Below are 13,641 nucleotides of genomic sequence, written 5' to 3'. Positions count from 1 at the left end.
CTGAACCACTCGGCGATCCTCAACCACTCGGCGATCCTGAAGCAGCAGGCGATCCTCGGTGACTCCGCGATCCTCAAGCACCAGGCGATCCTCAAGCACTCCGCGATCCTCAAGCACTCCGCGATCCTCAAGCACTCGGCGATCCTGAAGCACTCCGCGATCCTCGTGCGCCGCTGACGCTCCTCGCTACGCCCGCGGAGCGGGCAGGGTGCATGACCACCTCGGATCAACGGCCGGCCCGTCGCAACACGTTGCGGCGGCCGGCCGTTCCGTTTGCCCGCTCCGTTTCCCGCGTCGTTTCCCGGGCGAGCGGGGTTGTGGGTCCCGAGCGGGGTGCGCGATCGTCGAGGCATCGCCCCCGCACCCGAGGAGAGCGCCCGTGTGCCGACTGCTCGGCTACGTCGCCGACCAGCCCGTGTCCGTGGTCGACGTGCTCGGCGAGGACGGGTTCGCGCGGTTCACCGCTCTGACGGCGGTCCACGGCGACGGCTGGGGCATGGCCTGGCAGGCCGAGGACCGGTCGGTCCGGTCCGTCACCGTGCCCGGCTCGGCGAGCGCCGACCCGGCGTACGAGGGGCTCGCGCGGAAGCGGCTCGGCCGGGCGGGGCTGGTGCACCTGCGCTGGGCCTCGTCGGGCCTGGAGATCGCCACCACCAACACCCATCCCTTCACGGACGACGGACCGGCCGGGGGCGTGGCCTTCGCCCACAACGGTCACATCGCCCCGATCCCGCGCCTCGAGGGCCTGCTCACGGCCGCATCGCGGGAGCGGCTCGAGGGGGACACCGACAGCGAGCGCTACTTCCGCTTCGTGCTCCAGTGCGCCGAGGAGGAGGGCGACCTCGACGCCGGCCTCGTCCGGGCGCTCGACGTGCTGGTGCGGGAGTTCCCCACCGCCAGCCTGAACGCCCTGATGCTGACGCCCGACCAGATGTTCGCGGTGCACATCAACAGCTCCGCCGCCGCCCCTCAGCGCGCCCTGCTGGAGCTGTTCGACCGTCCCGAGGAGATCCCGAGCGGACACTCCGCCGAGGCCTACTTCGCGATGGACTTCCGGACACTCCCCGACGCCGTGCACGTGATCTCCAGCGGCTTGGACGAGGAGGGCTGGACGCCCGTGCCGGCCGACACCGCGGCGGTGGTCGACCTGGCCACGCGCCGGGTCACGGCACTGCGCAGGCCGGCCTGAGGCGCCGCCGGCGGCGGCGGCCTTGCGCGCCTCCTAGTCTGGCCGGATGCGGACGACGATCATCGGTGGGCACGGCAAGGTGGCGCTCCGGCTGGCGAGCCTGCTCGCGGGCAGCGGGCACGAGGTCACGTCCTGGGTGCGCAATCCGGGGCACGTCGCCGACGTCGAGAGCACCGGTGCGCGTGCCCAGGTCGCCGACGTGGAGCAGCTCGACGTGGACGAGATGGCGGCCCTGCTCTCCGGCCAGGACGCCGTGGTGTGGTCCGCGGGCGCCGGTGGGGGAGACCCGGCCCGCACGTACGCCGTCGATCGCGATGCGGCGATCAGGTCGGTGGCCGCGGCCGAGGCCGCCGGGGTCGGGCGGTACGTGATGGTGTCCTACTTCTACCGCCGGCCCGAGCACGGGGTGCCGCCGGACAGCTCGTTCTTCCCGTACGCCGAGGCCAAGGCGGCGGCCGACTCGTGCCTGCGGGAGAGCGGCCTGGCGTGGACCGTCCTCGGGCCGAGCCGGCTCACCGACCAGCCGGGGACCGGCCGGATCGAGGTGGCGGAGGTGAGCCCGTCGTCGGTGAGCCCGTCGTCGGTGAGCCGTGACGACGTGGCCGCCGTGGCGGCGTACGTGCTCGAGCACCCGGACACCGTCGGGCGCACGATCGACTTCAACAACGGCACGATCCCCGTGGCAGACGCGCTGTAGTCGCGCTCGCGGCGCCGGCCGCCGGCGATTGGGTTCGAGTGCGAGGGGTACCCAGCCGGGTAGCGCGGAAGCGCGCAACCGAGGAGGGGAAGCATGAGCAGCTCGACAGTGATCTGGGTGATCGTGGCGATCGTCGTGGCCCTGGTGGTGATCGCCGCGGTGGTGGCGTTGTCGCGCCGCGCCTCCGCCAAGAAGGACGAGCAGAAGCGAGAGCGCGCCGGCGAGCTGCGTCATCAGGCCGCCGCCACGCAGGAGGGGATCCGCCGTCACCAGGCCGAGGCCGATGCCGCCGAGGCGCAGGCACGTCAGATGCGCGCCGAGGCCGACCGCAAGCTCGCGGAGGCCAAGCGGCTCGAGGTGGACGCGCGGGAGCAGAAGTCCACGCTGCACGAGCACGTGCAGCGACGCGACCAGGTGCTGCAGGAGGCCGACGACCTCGACCCCGACGTCGATCGGGACGCCGAGGTCGGCGACAGCGACGTCGAGACGGACGGATCTGTCGACACGTCCACCGGCCAGCACCGGCGCTGAAGCCCGGCGTACCTGGACGCGGGCGCCGGCGAGCCGCCGGCGCCCGCGTTCGGGCAGACTGCACCGATGGGTAGCAGCCTGCTGTCGTGGCGGTCGGAGGACTCGATCCTGTCGATCGGTTCGAAGGGTTCGATCCTCTCGATCGGGAGTGCCGGGTCGATCCTGTCGGTCGGCTCGGTCGGCTCGTTCGCCTCCGCCTTCGCGATCGGGTCCTTCGCCAGCGCGGGCTCCGTGCTCTCCGGGCTCTCGGTGGGCTCCCTGATGTCCTGGCGGAGCCGGTGGGCCGTGCTCGCCGCGCCGGACACGGACGCCTGAACGTCCGCTCAACTCATCGGCCGATCGGCCGATTTCGGGTATAGCCCGTCGTGACTATCGACCTATGTCCGTTTTGTCACCTAATATCACAATTGAGTTGAGCGCGGGGAGGGCACATGGCTGAGCTGTCGGCACAGCCTCGACTGGCGCGCACGCGCGACGTCTCGGGACCCGCCGGCAAGGGGTCGAGGGGATCGCAGCGGCGCGGCGAGGGTCAACAGGCGACGGCTGCGGGCCTCGACCTGCTGCGCGTCCTGGGCTGGCTGGTGCTGCACGAGGTCGACGTTCCCGGGGCTCCCGCGGTCGGAGCCCCCGACGTGGCCGTCGACCACCTCCTCGTCGGACCCTCGGGCGTGTACGTCGTCAACACCGTGACCTGGCCGGGGCCGATCAAGGCCGAGGGCGACGTGCTCACCGTGGGCAAGCAGGACCACAGCGACATCCTGGTCGAGACGGCCGCTGCCGCCGACGCCGTGCGCACGCTCCTGGGCGGCACCCCGGTGGCGCCGCTGCTCTGCTTCGAGCGGCTCGAGGCCGTGGCCGGCGTCGCGGGCGACGTGGCCCTCTGTGCCAGCGAGAACATCCTGGACCTGCTCACCAGCCAGCCCCAGATCCTCGACCCCGCCGCGGTCGCCCGTGCCTCCGGCCGGATCTCGGCCGCCTGCCGTCCGGGCGTGGTGCCCGACGAGCCGGTGCGGGCCAAGGCGCCCACACCGCCGGCCCGACGACCCGCCTCGGGCCCGAGCGTCGAGGAGCTGGCGCGCGCACGCGCTGCCGAGCTCGCTGCCCAGACCGAGACGCCGGCGAGTGAGGCCGACGCGACCGCGCAGTCGGCCGCAGCCCAGCCGGTGTCCCAGCCGGTGTCCCAGGCCGTGCCGCAGCCGGTGTCCCAGCCGAGCCCCGTGCACGAACGGCACGGCTTCGCCCGAGCCCTGCGGCGTTCCCGGAAGACTCCGCACGTGGTCGACCCTGCGCCGGTCGAGACGATCGCGGCAGCGGACAGCTCGCCGGCCGCGGCGGACACCTCGGTCGTCGGCCCCGACGAGAGCGCCTCGGTGGCGCGCCTGCCCCACAACGCGGTGGCGGAGGCGGGTGCGGCTCTCTGGCGGACGCTGACCGAGTCCCCCGACCCCGACGGCGAGGCGCCGGCCGTGGCTCCCGACGCGGTCGCCGACGCAGAGACGGAGGCCGCCCCGGTCGACGCGGTGGTCCTCGTGGACGACCCGACGGACGTCGAGGCCGCGCTCGCGGAGGCCGAGGCCCGGCAGCTCGAGGCCGAGGCACGAGCAGCATCCGAAGGAGCGCCGTCGGAGTCCGCAACGGACGACCTGGTGACCTCCTCCGAGCCGCACGACGCCGACATGGAGCTCCACCTGAGCGCAGAGCGCGAGGCTCACGACGCCCGCGCCCGAGCGGCCCGCGAAGCCCTGGAGCAGGCCCAGCGCGAGGCACTCGAGGCCGAGACCCGGGAGCAGGAAGCCCGGGAGCAAGAAGCCCGGGAGCAGGCTGAGCGTGAGGAGGCCGAGCGGCTCGAGCGGGAGCGGCTGGAGGCCGAGGCGCGTGAGCAGGCCGAGCGCGAGGAGGCCGAGCGGCTCGAGCGGGAGCGGCTGGAGGCCGAGGCGCGTGAGCAGGCCGAGCGTGAGGCACGCGAGCAGGCGGCTCGTGAACAAGCCGAGCGTGAGGAGGCCGAGCGGCTCGAGCGAGAGGCTCGTGAGCAGGCGGCCCGTGAACAAGCCGAGCGTGAGGAGGCCGAGCGGCTCGAGCGGGAGCGGCTCGAGACCGTGGCCCGTGAGCAGGCCGAGCGCGAGGAGGCCGAGCGGCTCGAGCGCGAGCGCATCGAGGCCGAGGCCCGTGAGCAGGAAGCCCGCGAACAAGCAGAGCGCGAGGCCCGGGAGGCCGAGGAGGCCGAGGCCCGCGCCGCCTGGGAGGTACGGCTGCGGTCGGCACGGGAGGCCCGTGAGCGCGAGGCGCGTGAAGCCGCCGCGCGTGACGCGGTCGAGGCCGAGCAGCGCGAGCTGATCCAGCGTCACCAGCCCGACGTCCGGCGCGGCGAGGTGCTGCTGCCCGACGCCGGCGGGTTCGCCCACGAGCCGGCACCGGTCGAGCCGGTGCGCGTCGACGTACGACAGGCCGTCGCTGTCGCCACCGACGAGGTCGACCTGGACACCTGGGAGCCGGCCCTCGACGACGGCTGGGAGCCCGAGGTCCTCGACGAGCCGGAGACCGCCGAGGCGGCCCCCGTGGTGCCGGTGCCGGAGCGCGTGCCTGCCCAAGCCGCGGCCGCTCCGTTCGCAGCCTCGCCCACCGGAGACGAGCGGCCGACGTCGACCTCCCGGCGGAACCGCTGGAGCAAGGCGCGTCGCGCCGCCCGCAGTGCAGGGGGCTCGGAGTCGCACGGCCACGGCATGCCGGGCCGCGCCATCGCGAACGTCGCGCTGGGTGCGCTGCTGATCGCCGGCGTGGCGGTCGGTGCCCCCCACGTGCCCGGTGTCGTCACCTGGGCCCAGCAGCTCGTCGCGCACGACCGCCCGACGACGGTGGGGACCATGGTGAAGCTCGACGCGGACCCGACCCACCCGGCCGTCGAGGTGCTCGCCGGCACGCCGGTCCCGGCGCGGGCCGCGAACGGCGCCGGTGCCGGCAAGGGCCAGCACCTGGTCGCGGTGCCCTTCCGCCTGCACAACACGGGCCTTTCGCCCTGGAGGGCGCCGGTCGCCACGAAGGCGAGCATCATCGACCAGCTCGGCGTGGCCCACCCGGTTGCGACGTCCGTGACGGCGGTCAAGACCTACCCCCTGCTGCCCGCGAAGACCGTGGTCGCGCCGGGCCAGGAGATCCAGGGGTACGCCGTCTTCGCCGTGCCCGACGGCCGCACCATCACCTCGGTCAAGCTCGGTCTCAGCCAGGCCGGCGGCGACCCTGTCACCTGGCAGGTGACCCCCTGATCCGCGATCGTGGCCCTGTGACCGTCCAGCCGTCGGTGACGGGCTTGTGGACGGCGCCGGCGGGGGCAGGCGCCACAGGGCCACGATCGCGCACATGACGTACGACGACATGCCGCCGCTGCTGCCTCCGTCCGACATGCCTGCGGTGTCGACCCAGGCCGACCTGGAGCGCACCTGGCGCACGCTCATGGGCGATCTGGGCTTCGCCGACCGGAGACTCTGGCTGCTGTTCCTGACCCGCGAGGGTCGCGTGGCCGGCCCGCTGCTGAGCATCGACAACCTCGCCGACGGTCCGTGGGAGCTCCCGGTCGAGGACCTGGTCACGATCTGCCGCGAGATCCTGGACGGGCCCGGCGGCGGTGGCTCGGTGGCGATGCTGATCACCCGCCCCGGTCGCGAGCCCTGGCACGTCGGTGACCGGGCCTGGGCCCGCTACCTCACCGCCGCTGCCCACCGCGTCGGTGGCCGGGTCTGGCCGGTGCACCGCGCCAACGACGTCGAGCTGGCCGTGGTGCCGCCCGACGAGGCCGGCCGCAACCGCACCGCCTGAGTCGGCGACCGGTCGGTAGGGGTCGTTCGGCTCCCGGGCACGGGACCTCCTGTCCTGTCCTGTGCGTCGTGCACACGGTCGGATGGAGGTGAACCCACCATCCACGAGGAGCACATGATGAAGGCTGCCGTCGTCCCCGCACTGGGAGCACCGCTGGAGATCCGGGAGGTGCCTGTGCCGACGCCCGGCCCCGGCCAGGTCCTGGTGAAGATCGAGGCCAGCGGCCTCTGCCACACCGACATCCACGCCGCCCGCGGCGACTGGCCGGTGAAGCCCAAGGACCTGCTCATCCCCGGTCACGAGGGCGTCGGTCGCGTCGAGACCGTCGGCGAGGGAGTCGAGCTGGTGGCCGTCGGCGACCGGGTCGCGCTGCCGTGGCTCGGCCTGGCCTGCGGGCACTGCAGGTACTGCGTCGCCGGCTGGGAGACCTACTGCACGACGCCGCAGTACATGGGCTACACCATCGACGGCTCGTACGCCGAGTACGCGATCGGGTACGCCTCGCACGTCGTGAAGGTCCCCGAGGGGATCACCTCGATCGACGCCGCGCCGCTGACCTGCGCCGGCGTCACGACGTACAAGGCGATCAAGGTCGGGCGCCCGCAGCCCGGCGAGAACGCCGCCGTCGTCGGGATCGGCGGGCTCGGCCACCTCGGGCTCCAGTACGCGCAGATCTTCGGCGCCACCACGATCGCCATCGACGTCGAGGACGAGAAGCTCCAGCTGGCCAAGGACCTCGGTGCCGACCACGTCGTCGACGCGCGCACGGACCAGGCAGCCCAGCTCGAGGCGCTCGGCGGGCTCGACCTCGCGCTGGTCACGGTCCCCTCGCCGGCAGCCATGCAGGCCGCCCACGCCGCGCTCAACCCGAACGGCCGGCTCGTGATCGTCGGGCTGCCGGCCGACAACCGCCTCGAGCTCCCGGTCTTCGAGACCGTGCTCAAGGGCATCAGCGTGATCGGCTCGCTGGTCGGCACCCGCAACGACCTTGAGGACGTCTTCCGGCTGCACGCCGCCGGCCGTACCCGCGTGGTGGCCCAGACCCGCAAGCTCGAGGACGTCAACGCGTGCTTCGAGGAGGTCCTGCACAGAGCGGTGCCGGCTCGGCTCGTCTTCGACCTCGCCTGACCCGGGCCCCGAGCGGTCGCTGCCTCGGAAGGTGTGAACGCGAGTTCACACGGCTGCGACATTCGGCGCTGCCGCGGGTAACACTCCTGCGGCAGCGTCGGGCCATGGACGCCGCACTCCTCGAAACCAGCCTGGCCCTCGTGGACACTCCCGACGACGGCCTGACCACCCGCTTGTACGCGATCCTCTTCGACCGCTACCCGGCCGTGCGCCCGATGTTCTCCGAGGACATGGGCCGGCAGGCCAAGATGCTGCGCAGCGCGATCGTCGCGGTCGTGGACCACCTCGACGACCCCATCTGGCTCACCGAGACCCTCGGCTCCCTGGGTGCCCGGCACGCGTCGTGGGGCGTCGTGGCGCCGATGTACGACGCCGTCACCGAGTGCATGGTGGCCGCGATGGCCGAGCTCGGAGGTGACGCCTGGACCGCGCAGATGACCGACGCCTGGGTCGAGGCGCTGGACGCCGTCTCGGGGCTGATGCTCCTCGGCTACCCCTCGGACGCCGAGCTGGCCAGCTGAGGCCGGTCGCCGTCGCGGCGCTGCCCGTCGTCACCGAATGGTCACAACGATCCATGGCGCCGCGCACACCGGCGGGCGCAGGCTGGGCGGGACGAAGGAGGTGCGCCCCATGTCCCTCACCGAGACCAGCGTCGCTGTGATGCTCCCGATCAGCGACCCCGACCGCGCACAGAAGTTCTACACCGACCAGCTCGGCCTCCCGTTCAAGGGCAAGAACGAGATGGGCGAGCTGATGTTCCGGCTCTCCGGCGACGCCGAGCTGGTCCTGCTCCCGCGCCCGGACGAGAAGCCGCACAGCAGCACCGCGATGAGCTTCGAGGTCTCCGACCTGTCGGTCGAGATCGAGGAGCTCGAGGGCCGTGGCGTCGCGTTCGAGGACTACGACCTCCCGGGCCTGAAGACCGAGAACCACATCGCCAACATGGGTCACGACCGGGCAGCCTGGATGCTCGACCCGGACGGCAACGTGCTCTGCCTGCACCAGACGGTCTAGCTCAGCAGCCCGTTCAGCAGCCCGTTCAGCAGCCCAGGGTCGCGACCAGGACGGCCTCGATCGTGTGCATCCGGTTCTCGGCCTGGTCGAACACGATCGAGTGCTCGGACTCGAAGACGTCCTCGGTGACCTCGAGGGCGGACCGGCCGTGCTCGGCGTACAGCTGCTCACCGAGGCTGCACTCGCGGTTGTGCAGGGCCGGCAGGCAGTGCATGAACTTCACGTCGGGGTTGCCCGTGCGGGCGAGCAGCTCGAGGTTGACCTGGTACGGCGCGAGCAGCGCGATGCGCTCCGCCCAGGTCGACGCGGGCTCGCCCATCGACACCCAGACGTCCGTGTAGACGATGTCGACGCCGGCGACACCCGCTGCGACGTCGGCGGTGTGGGTGATCTGCGCGCCGGTGTCGGCCGCGATGTCCCGGGCGGCGGCGACGACCGCGCGCGGGTTCCACAGCCTCGGCGGCGCGACCATCCGCACGTCCATGCCCAGCATCGCGCCGGCGACCAGGAGCGAGTTGGCCACGTTGTTGCGCGCGTCGCCCACGTAGGCGAACGCGATGTCGTGGTCGGCCTTCCCGGTCGCCTCGCGCATGGTGAACATGTCGCACAGGGACTGGGTGGGGTGCCACGCGTCGGTGAGCCCGTTCCACACCGGCACGTGGGCGTGGCGGGCGAGCAGCTCCACGTCGGCGTGCGAGAAGCCGCGGTACTCGATGCCGTCGTACATGCGGGACAGCACCCGGGCGGTGTCGCGGATCGACTCCTTGTGGCCGAGGTGGGAGCCCTCGGGATCGAGGTAGGTGACGTGTGCGCCCTGGTGGTGCGCCGCGACCTCGAACGCGCACCGGGTGCGGGTGGAGGCCTTCTCGAAGATCAGCGCGAGGTTCGCGCCGGTCAGCCGGGCACGCTTCATGCCGATCACGTGCTCGAGCTTGAGCCGCTGGGCCAGGTCGAGCAGGTAGCTCCACTCGAGCACGGTGAAGTCCTGCTCCTTGAGGAAGCTGCGACCCACGAGGTCGTGGGCGATCCGCTCCGCGCGGGCCAGGCTGTCGCGGGTGAGCTGGTGTGACATCACGAAACCCCCTCGTGGTCGTCGACAGGTGCCCGTTCGATCGGGCAGGTCATGCATCGGGGGCCGCCGCGCCCGCGCCCGAGCTCGGAGCCGACGACCGGGATGATCTCCACGCCCTCGTCGGACAGGTACCGGTTGGTGGTCGTGTTGCGCTCGTAGCCGAGCACGACGCCCGGCGAGACGGCCAGGAAGTTGTTGCCGTCGTCCCACTGCTCGCGCTGGGCGCCCATCTTGTCGATGGGGGTGCGCAGCACGCGCACCTTGTCCAGTCCGAGCAGCTCCGCCACGCGCGCGAAGAGGTCGGCGTTCTCCTCGAGCGTGAAGTCGCCGTCCTCGCCGGTGGCGGCCAGCGTGAAGGAACGCAGGTCGTCGGGCAGGTACGGGTAGACGCTGAACGCGTCGCGGTCGACCATCGTCATCGCGGTGTCGAGGTGCATGAAGGCCCGCTCGCGGGGCAGCTCGACGGCGATCACGGTGTGTGCCTTGCGGGTGGTGAACAGCGCCCGGGCGAGCGTCTCGACGCCCTGGGGAGTGGTGCGCTCACCCATGCCGATCAGCACGGCGCCGTTGCCGATCACCGTGACGTCGCCGCCCTCGACGGTCGAGGGCTCGTGGGCCAGTGAGTCGTTGCCGTAGAGGAAGTCGACCTTGCCGGCGAACATCGGGTGGAAGTTGTAGACCAGCCGGCTGTTGATCGTCTCCCGCTTGCGAGCCGGCTTCGCCATCGGGTTGATCGAGACCCCGTCGTAGACCCAGGCGACGTTGTCGCGCTGGAACAGGTGGTTGGGCAGCGGGGCGAGCAGGAAGTCGTCGGCTCGCAGGTGGGCCATGAGCAGGCTCGGCGCGGTGATCCGGTCGGCGACGTCGGACTTCAGCACCCCGCCGATCAGCATCTCGGCGAGCTGGGGGGCCGGGGTGGCCCCGAGCAGCTCGTCGAGCGGTCCGTCGAGGGCGGTGCCGAAGCGGGTGGCCGTGGTCAGCCGGTCCTGCAGGAACTCCCGCGCGCCCGGTTGATCCAGGGACTCGGCGAGGAGGTCACCGAAGTGGTGCACCCGTACGCCGGCGTACTCCAGCTGGGCGACGAAGGCGTCGTGCTCCTCCCTCGCCCGCGCCGCCCAGAGCACGTCGTCGAACAGCAGCTCGTCGACGTTGCCCGGGGTCAGCCGGCTCAGCTCGACGCCGGGGCGATGCACGATCGCCTGCACGAGCCGGCCGACCTCGGAATCCACATGGAAGGTCATCGTCGTCCCCTGACCTCAGTCCGTACCTGTCCGTTGCTCGATGCCGTCAGCGGTACTCGCCGACCGGCTCGGGCTTCGTCATCTGCTTGCGCATGGAGGTGTAGACCGGAACGCCCAGGAGGGCGGCGCCGCCGGCCATCAGGAACGGTCCCCAGGTCACGTACCAGTGCTCCTGGCCGGTGTTCCGCGAGTACCAGACGAACGCCACCGACATCACCAGCGCCACGATCGCGACGAACATGTCCAGCGCGAAGTGCGGCGTGCTGCCCTTCCGGTGGTCGACGATCCGCCACTTCAGCTGGGCGAGCGCCGACGCGGCGTACGGGATGGCCGCGGTGATGCCGGTCATCAGGACCAGTGTCGTGAACACGGTGGCTCCGTCGGTGCCGAGGTAGCTGATCACCATCGCGATCGAGGCCAGAACGGTCGAGACCACGATGCCGAACGCGGGCACGTGCCGGCTGGAGAGCTTCCCGAAGGTCTTCGGGAACAGCCCGTCCTTGGCGGCGGCCAGCGGCATCTCGGCGACGATCAGCGTCCAGCCGTTCAGGGCGCCGATGCCGGAGACGACGACGGCCGCGGCGACCACGTACCCGAGCCAGGTGCCGCCGGCGATCTCGTTGGCGGCGGCGGAGTACGACGCCTGGTTCTTGTCGAGCGCCAGCGCACTGGCCGGCAGGATGCCGAACACCGCGACCAGCGACAGCAGGTAGACCACGGCGCTGCCGAGCGTGCCGTAGATGGTGGCCCGGCCGACGTTCTTCTCCGCGTTCCGGACCTTGCCGGCCGCGACCGCCGCGGTCTCGACACCGAGGTAGGCGAACAGGCAGATCGCCATCGCGTCGCCGATCGCCGACATGCTCGAGCTGCCGCTCGTGTTCCACGGCGTGAAGTTGCCGGACTTGATGAAGAGCAGACCGACGGTGGCCATCAGCGCCAGCGGGATGAACTTCAGGACGGTCGTCCACAGCTGGAACCATCCGGCGTTGCGGACGCCGCTCAGGTTGACCAGCGCCGGGATCCACAGACCGGTCAGGGCGATCGCGATGCTGCCTGCCTTCGCGCCACCCTTGTTCACGAACTGCTCGACGTAGAACACCCAGCCGACCGCGATGGCGGCGTTGCCGGCCCACGCGGTGATCCAGTACAGCCAGGCCTGGCTGAAGCCGAAGGCGTTGCCGAACGCGGCGCGGGCGTAGGCGTAGGGACCGCCACTCGCCGGCACGCGGCGCGACAGGACCGAGAACATGAACGCGAGTGCGACGGCGCCGACGGTGGCGGCGCCGAGGGCGACGAGGCTGATCGGTCCGTACGACGCGATCGCGTACGGCAGGCTGAAGATGCCGACGCCGATGATGCTGCCCATGACCAGCGCGGTCGACTGGGGGAGTCCGAGGAGATGCGGCCCGGCGCTCGGCGCCTCAGGGCCGGTCGTCGTCGCGGCGCCCGTCTGCACGGGAATGCTGCCGACGGCACGGTGGCCACCCCGCCTCAATGTGCGATGCCCCGCGCGTGGATGAATGAGCTGCGACATGACGCCCTCCTTCGATGGTTCTCCACCTCCACGCAACCACCGCCGCGGAGCCGTCAGGAACAGGACAAGGGCCTCCCGGCGCAGCCGAAAGTCCTTGCACGACGAGCGCGTTCCTGTCCCCCCTTCGGAGGCGTTCTCGCGTCCGGGCACGCCGCTGGCCCGGCGCGTGCGCCGGGTGCGGGACGGGGTGGCTACTGGTCGGGTGGGTCGCCCGGGCTGGGCACGGTCGGCGGGCGCAGGTCGGTGGTGCCGGTGCGGTCTCGGAGCCAGGTGTGTCCGTGGGGGCTGTGCCAGAGATAGGTGCCGGGCTCGACCACCGTGTAGGTCCAGCCGCCGTGGGTCTTCAACCGATGATGTCGTCTGCACAAGGCGGCGAGGTTGTCGCTCGACGTCGGTCCGCCGGACTCCCAGGGGACGAGGTGGTCCTTGTCGCAGCCTCGGGCGGCACGTTGGCACCACGGGAACACGCAGGTGCGGTCCCTGAGCTCGATCTGCTCGGTCAGGGTGAGGCTGGGCTGGTAGCCGGTCGAGTGGAGGGTTGCGGCGAGGTCGAGCACGGGTCTGACCGTCACCTTGGTGGTCGAGCCTGCCCCGCACCAGTCGGCGACCTGCCCGGCGGTGACCAGGTGTCCGCCGGCGTTCTCCACCCAGGCGGGTGCGTTGCGGTCACCGGAGCGGAGGGCGTCCTCGGACAGGTGCACGTAGAGCACGACCTCCCGGCGGCGCGAGGTGGTCGAGCCCGTGCCTTGGGTGGTTGAGCCTGCCGAAACCACCGGGTTCGGACTCTCGAACTCCAGCGCCTGCTGTCCACGCGCGAGCATCCCGACCGCGAGTGACCGGCGCACGTCGAGCGACTCGGTGTTGCCCAGCGCGGCCAACTGTTCGGCTCCGCGGCGGACGGCGTCGTCGAGGTCGATCGCGTCGGCGAGGTTGAGCTCGCCGTGGACCCTGGAGGTGCCGGCGAAGGAGACCTGGTCGTGGTCGATGGTGAAGTACCGCTGCTCGGCGGACCGGTCGCGTCGCTCGGCAGCGAGCTCGGGCATGAACATCGCGATCGCTTGGTTGACCAGCCGTTGGGTCTGGGTGGGTCCGGTCTTGTGCGCGAACGGAGCGACGTGGGTGTCGACGAAGGCTGCGGCTTCGGGGTTGAGGTGGAGGGTGGCATCGGCGATCCGCTTGGCCCGCCATGGCGCGAGGTTTCCGGCCTGGACCCGTGCCCAGGTCTTCGGGAGTCGGTGGGCCAGCTCGAGGGCCTGGGCGACCAGGTTCCGACCGGACTCAATCGACAGTCCTAAGGCGGCGGCGAGCTCCCAGCCCGCGAACTCGCTGACCAGGGGTGCACCTTCGCCAGCGATCGGGATCCCGGTGTCCCGCCCGGTCCCGGTGACCAGGGTCGAAGCCTCGTCGAGGTCCGAGACCACGTGC

At 71.8% G+C, this 13,641-nt stretch carries 13 protein-coding genes; 9 read left to right on the top strand and 4 right to left on the bottom strand.

Annotated elements, in window-relative coordinates; translation table 11 throughout:
- The first annotated feature begins 379 nt into the window (after window positions 1–379).
- The 9 genes from EFL26_RS04945 to EFL26_RS04905 all read left to right on the top strand — a co-directional run bounded on the left by EFL26_RS04945 (window position 380) and on the right by EFL26_RS04905 (window position 8,369).
- On the top strand, window positions 380–1,189 hold the full coding sequence (locus tag EFL26_RS04945; RefSeq protein ID WP_183408031.1) for a class II glutamine amidotransferase: 810 nt from the start codon (window positions 380–382) through the stop codon (window positions 1,187–1,189).
- A gap of 46 nt (window positions 1,190–1,235) precedes the next feature.
- A complete protein-coding gene (locus tag EFL26_RS04940; protein WP_123221794.1) occupies window positions 1,236–1,886 on the top strand; it encodes an SDR family oxidoreductase in 651 nt (216 codons plus the stop codon).
- 93 nt (window positions 1,887–1,979) lie between these two features.
- Complete coding sequence (locus EFL26_RS04935) at window positions 1,980–2,417, top strand: hypothetical protein (RefSeq protein ID WP_123221793.1); 438 nt, start codon at window positions 1,980–1,982, stop codon at window positions 2,415–2,417.
- Window positions 2,418–2,483: 66 nt separating this feature from the next.
- Window positions 2,484–2,732 carry a hypothetical protein gene (locus EFL26_RS04930; protein ID WP_123221792.1) on the top strand — a complete coding sequence of 83 codons (249 nt, stop codon included), beginning with the start codon at window positions 2,484–2,486 and terminating at the stop codon, window positions 2,730–2,732.
- Between the two features lie 116 nt (window positions 2,733–2,848).
- Window positions 2,849–5,677, top strand: a complete 2,829-nt coding sequence (locus tag EFL26_RS04925; RefSeq protein WP_123221791.1) for a nuclease-related domain-containing protein — start codon at window positions 2,849–2,851, stop codon at window positions 5,675–5,677.
- A 94-nt stretch (window positions 5,678–5,771) separates the two neighbouring features.
- Complete coding sequence (locus tag EFL26_RS04920) at window positions 5,772–6,227, top strand: hypothetical protein (RefSeq protein WP_123221790.1); 456 nt, start codon at window positions 5,772–5,774, stop codon at window positions 6,225–6,227.
- A gap of 117 nt (window positions 6,228–6,344) precedes the next feature.
- Window positions 6,345–7,355 carry a zinc-dependent alcohol dehydrogenase gene (locus EFL26_RS04915; protein ID WP_123221911.1) on the top strand — a complete coding sequence of 337 codons (1,011 nt, stop codon included), beginning with the start codon at window positions 6,345–6,347 and terminating at the stop codon, window positions 7,353–7,355.
- A 104-nt stretch (window positions 7,356–7,459) separates the two neighbouring features.
- Window positions 7,460–7,876, top strand: coding sequence for a globin domain-containing protein (locus tag EFL26_RS04910; protein ID WP_123221789.1), 417 nt, complete (start codon window positions 7,460–7,462; stop codon window positions 7,874–7,876).
- Window positions 7,877–7,985: 109 nt separating this feature from the next.
- The gene (locus EFL26_RS04905; protein WP_123221788.1) at window positions 7,986–8,369 is read left to right on the top strand and encodes a VOC family protein; all 384 of its coding nucleotides are present in this window, start codon (window positions 7,986–7,988) and stop codon (window positions 8,367–8,369) included.
- A gap of 25 nt (window positions 8,370–8,394) precedes the next feature.
- Here EFL26_RS04905 and argF read toward each other — a convergent pair whose 3' ends face one another.
- From argF to EFL26_RS04885, 4 genes are all read right to left on the bottom strand, one after another.
- Window positions 8,395–9,396: an ornithine carbamoyltransferase gene (gene argF, locus EFL26_RS04900; protein WP_221176851.1), complete on the bottom strand. Its 1,002-nt coding sequence runs from the start codon at window positions 9,394–9,396 to the stop codon at window positions 8,395–8,397.
- Window positions 9,397–9,440: 44 nt separating this feature from the next.
- Window positions 9,441–10,682 carry an arginine deiminase gene (locus EFL26_RS04895; RefSeq protein ID WP_123221786.1) on the bottom strand — a complete coding sequence of 414 codons (1,242 nt, stop codon included), beginning with the start codon at window positions 10,680–10,682 and terminating at the stop codon, window positions 9,441–9,443.
- 46 nt (window positions 10,683–10,728) lie between these two features.
- Window positions 10,729–12,216 carry an amino acid permease gene (locus EFL26_RS04890; protein ID WP_123221785.1) on the bottom strand — a complete coding sequence of 496 codons (1,488 nt, stop codon included), beginning with the start codon at window positions 12,214–12,216 and terminating at the stop codon, window positions 10,729–10,731.
- Between the two features lie 191 nt (window positions 12,217–12,407).
- A partial coding sequence (locus EFL26_RS04885) for an HNH endonuclease signature motif containing protein (RefSeq protein ID WP_183408030.1) occupies window positions 12,408–13,641 on the bottom strand: 1,234 nt, incomplete at its 5' end.

Source organism: Nocardioides pocheonensis (assembly GCF_003725535.1).
Lineage (GTDB): Bacteria > Actinomycetota > Actinomycetes > Propionibacteriales > Nocardioidaceae > Marmoricola > Marmoricola pocheonensis.
The sequence above is the reverse complement of the archived record's forward strand: the minus strand, read 5'-3'. Positions and strand labels throughout refer to the sequence as shown.

Coding starts and splice junctions, on each gene's coding strand:
- EFL26_RS04940 (WP_123221794.1), top strand. CDS start 1,236: ATGCGGACGACGATCATCGGTGGGCACGGCAAGGTGGCGCTCCGGCTG.
- EFL26_RS04935 (WP_123221793.1), top strand. CDS start 1,980: ATGAGCAGCTCGACAGTGATCTGGGTGATCGTGGCGATCGTCGTGGCC.
- EFL26_RS04930 (WP_123221792.1), top strand. CDS start 2,484: ATGGGTAGCAGCCTGCTGTCGTGGCGGTCGGAGGACTCGATCCTGTCG.
- EFL26_RS04925 (WP_123221791.1), top strand. CDS start 2,849: ATGGCTGAGCTGTCGGCACAGCCTCGACTGGCGCGCACGCGCGACGTC.
- EFL26_RS04920 (WP_123221790.1), top strand. CDS start 5,772: ATGACGTACGACGACATGCCGCCGCTGCTGCCTCCGTCCGACATGCCT.
- EFL26_RS04915 (WP_123221911.1), top strand. CDS start 6,345: ATGAAGGCTGCCGTCGTCCCCGCACTGGGAGCACCGCTGGAGATCCGG.
- EFL26_RS04910 (WP_123221789.1), top strand. CDS start 7,460: ATGGACGCCGCACTCCTCGAAACCAGCCTGGCCCTCGTGGACACTCCC.
- EFL26_RS04905 (WP_123221788.1), top strand. CDS start 7,986: ATGTCCCTCACCGAGACCAGCGTCGCTGTGATGCTCCCGATCAGCGAC.
- EFL26_RS04895 (WP_123221786.1), bottom strand. CDS start 10,682: ATGACCTTCCATGTGGATTCCGAGGTCGGCCGGCTCGTGCAGGCGATC.
- EFL26_RS04890 (WP_123221785.1), bottom strand. CDS start 12,216: ATGTCGCAGCTCATTCATCCACGCGCGGGGCATCGCACATTGAGGCGG.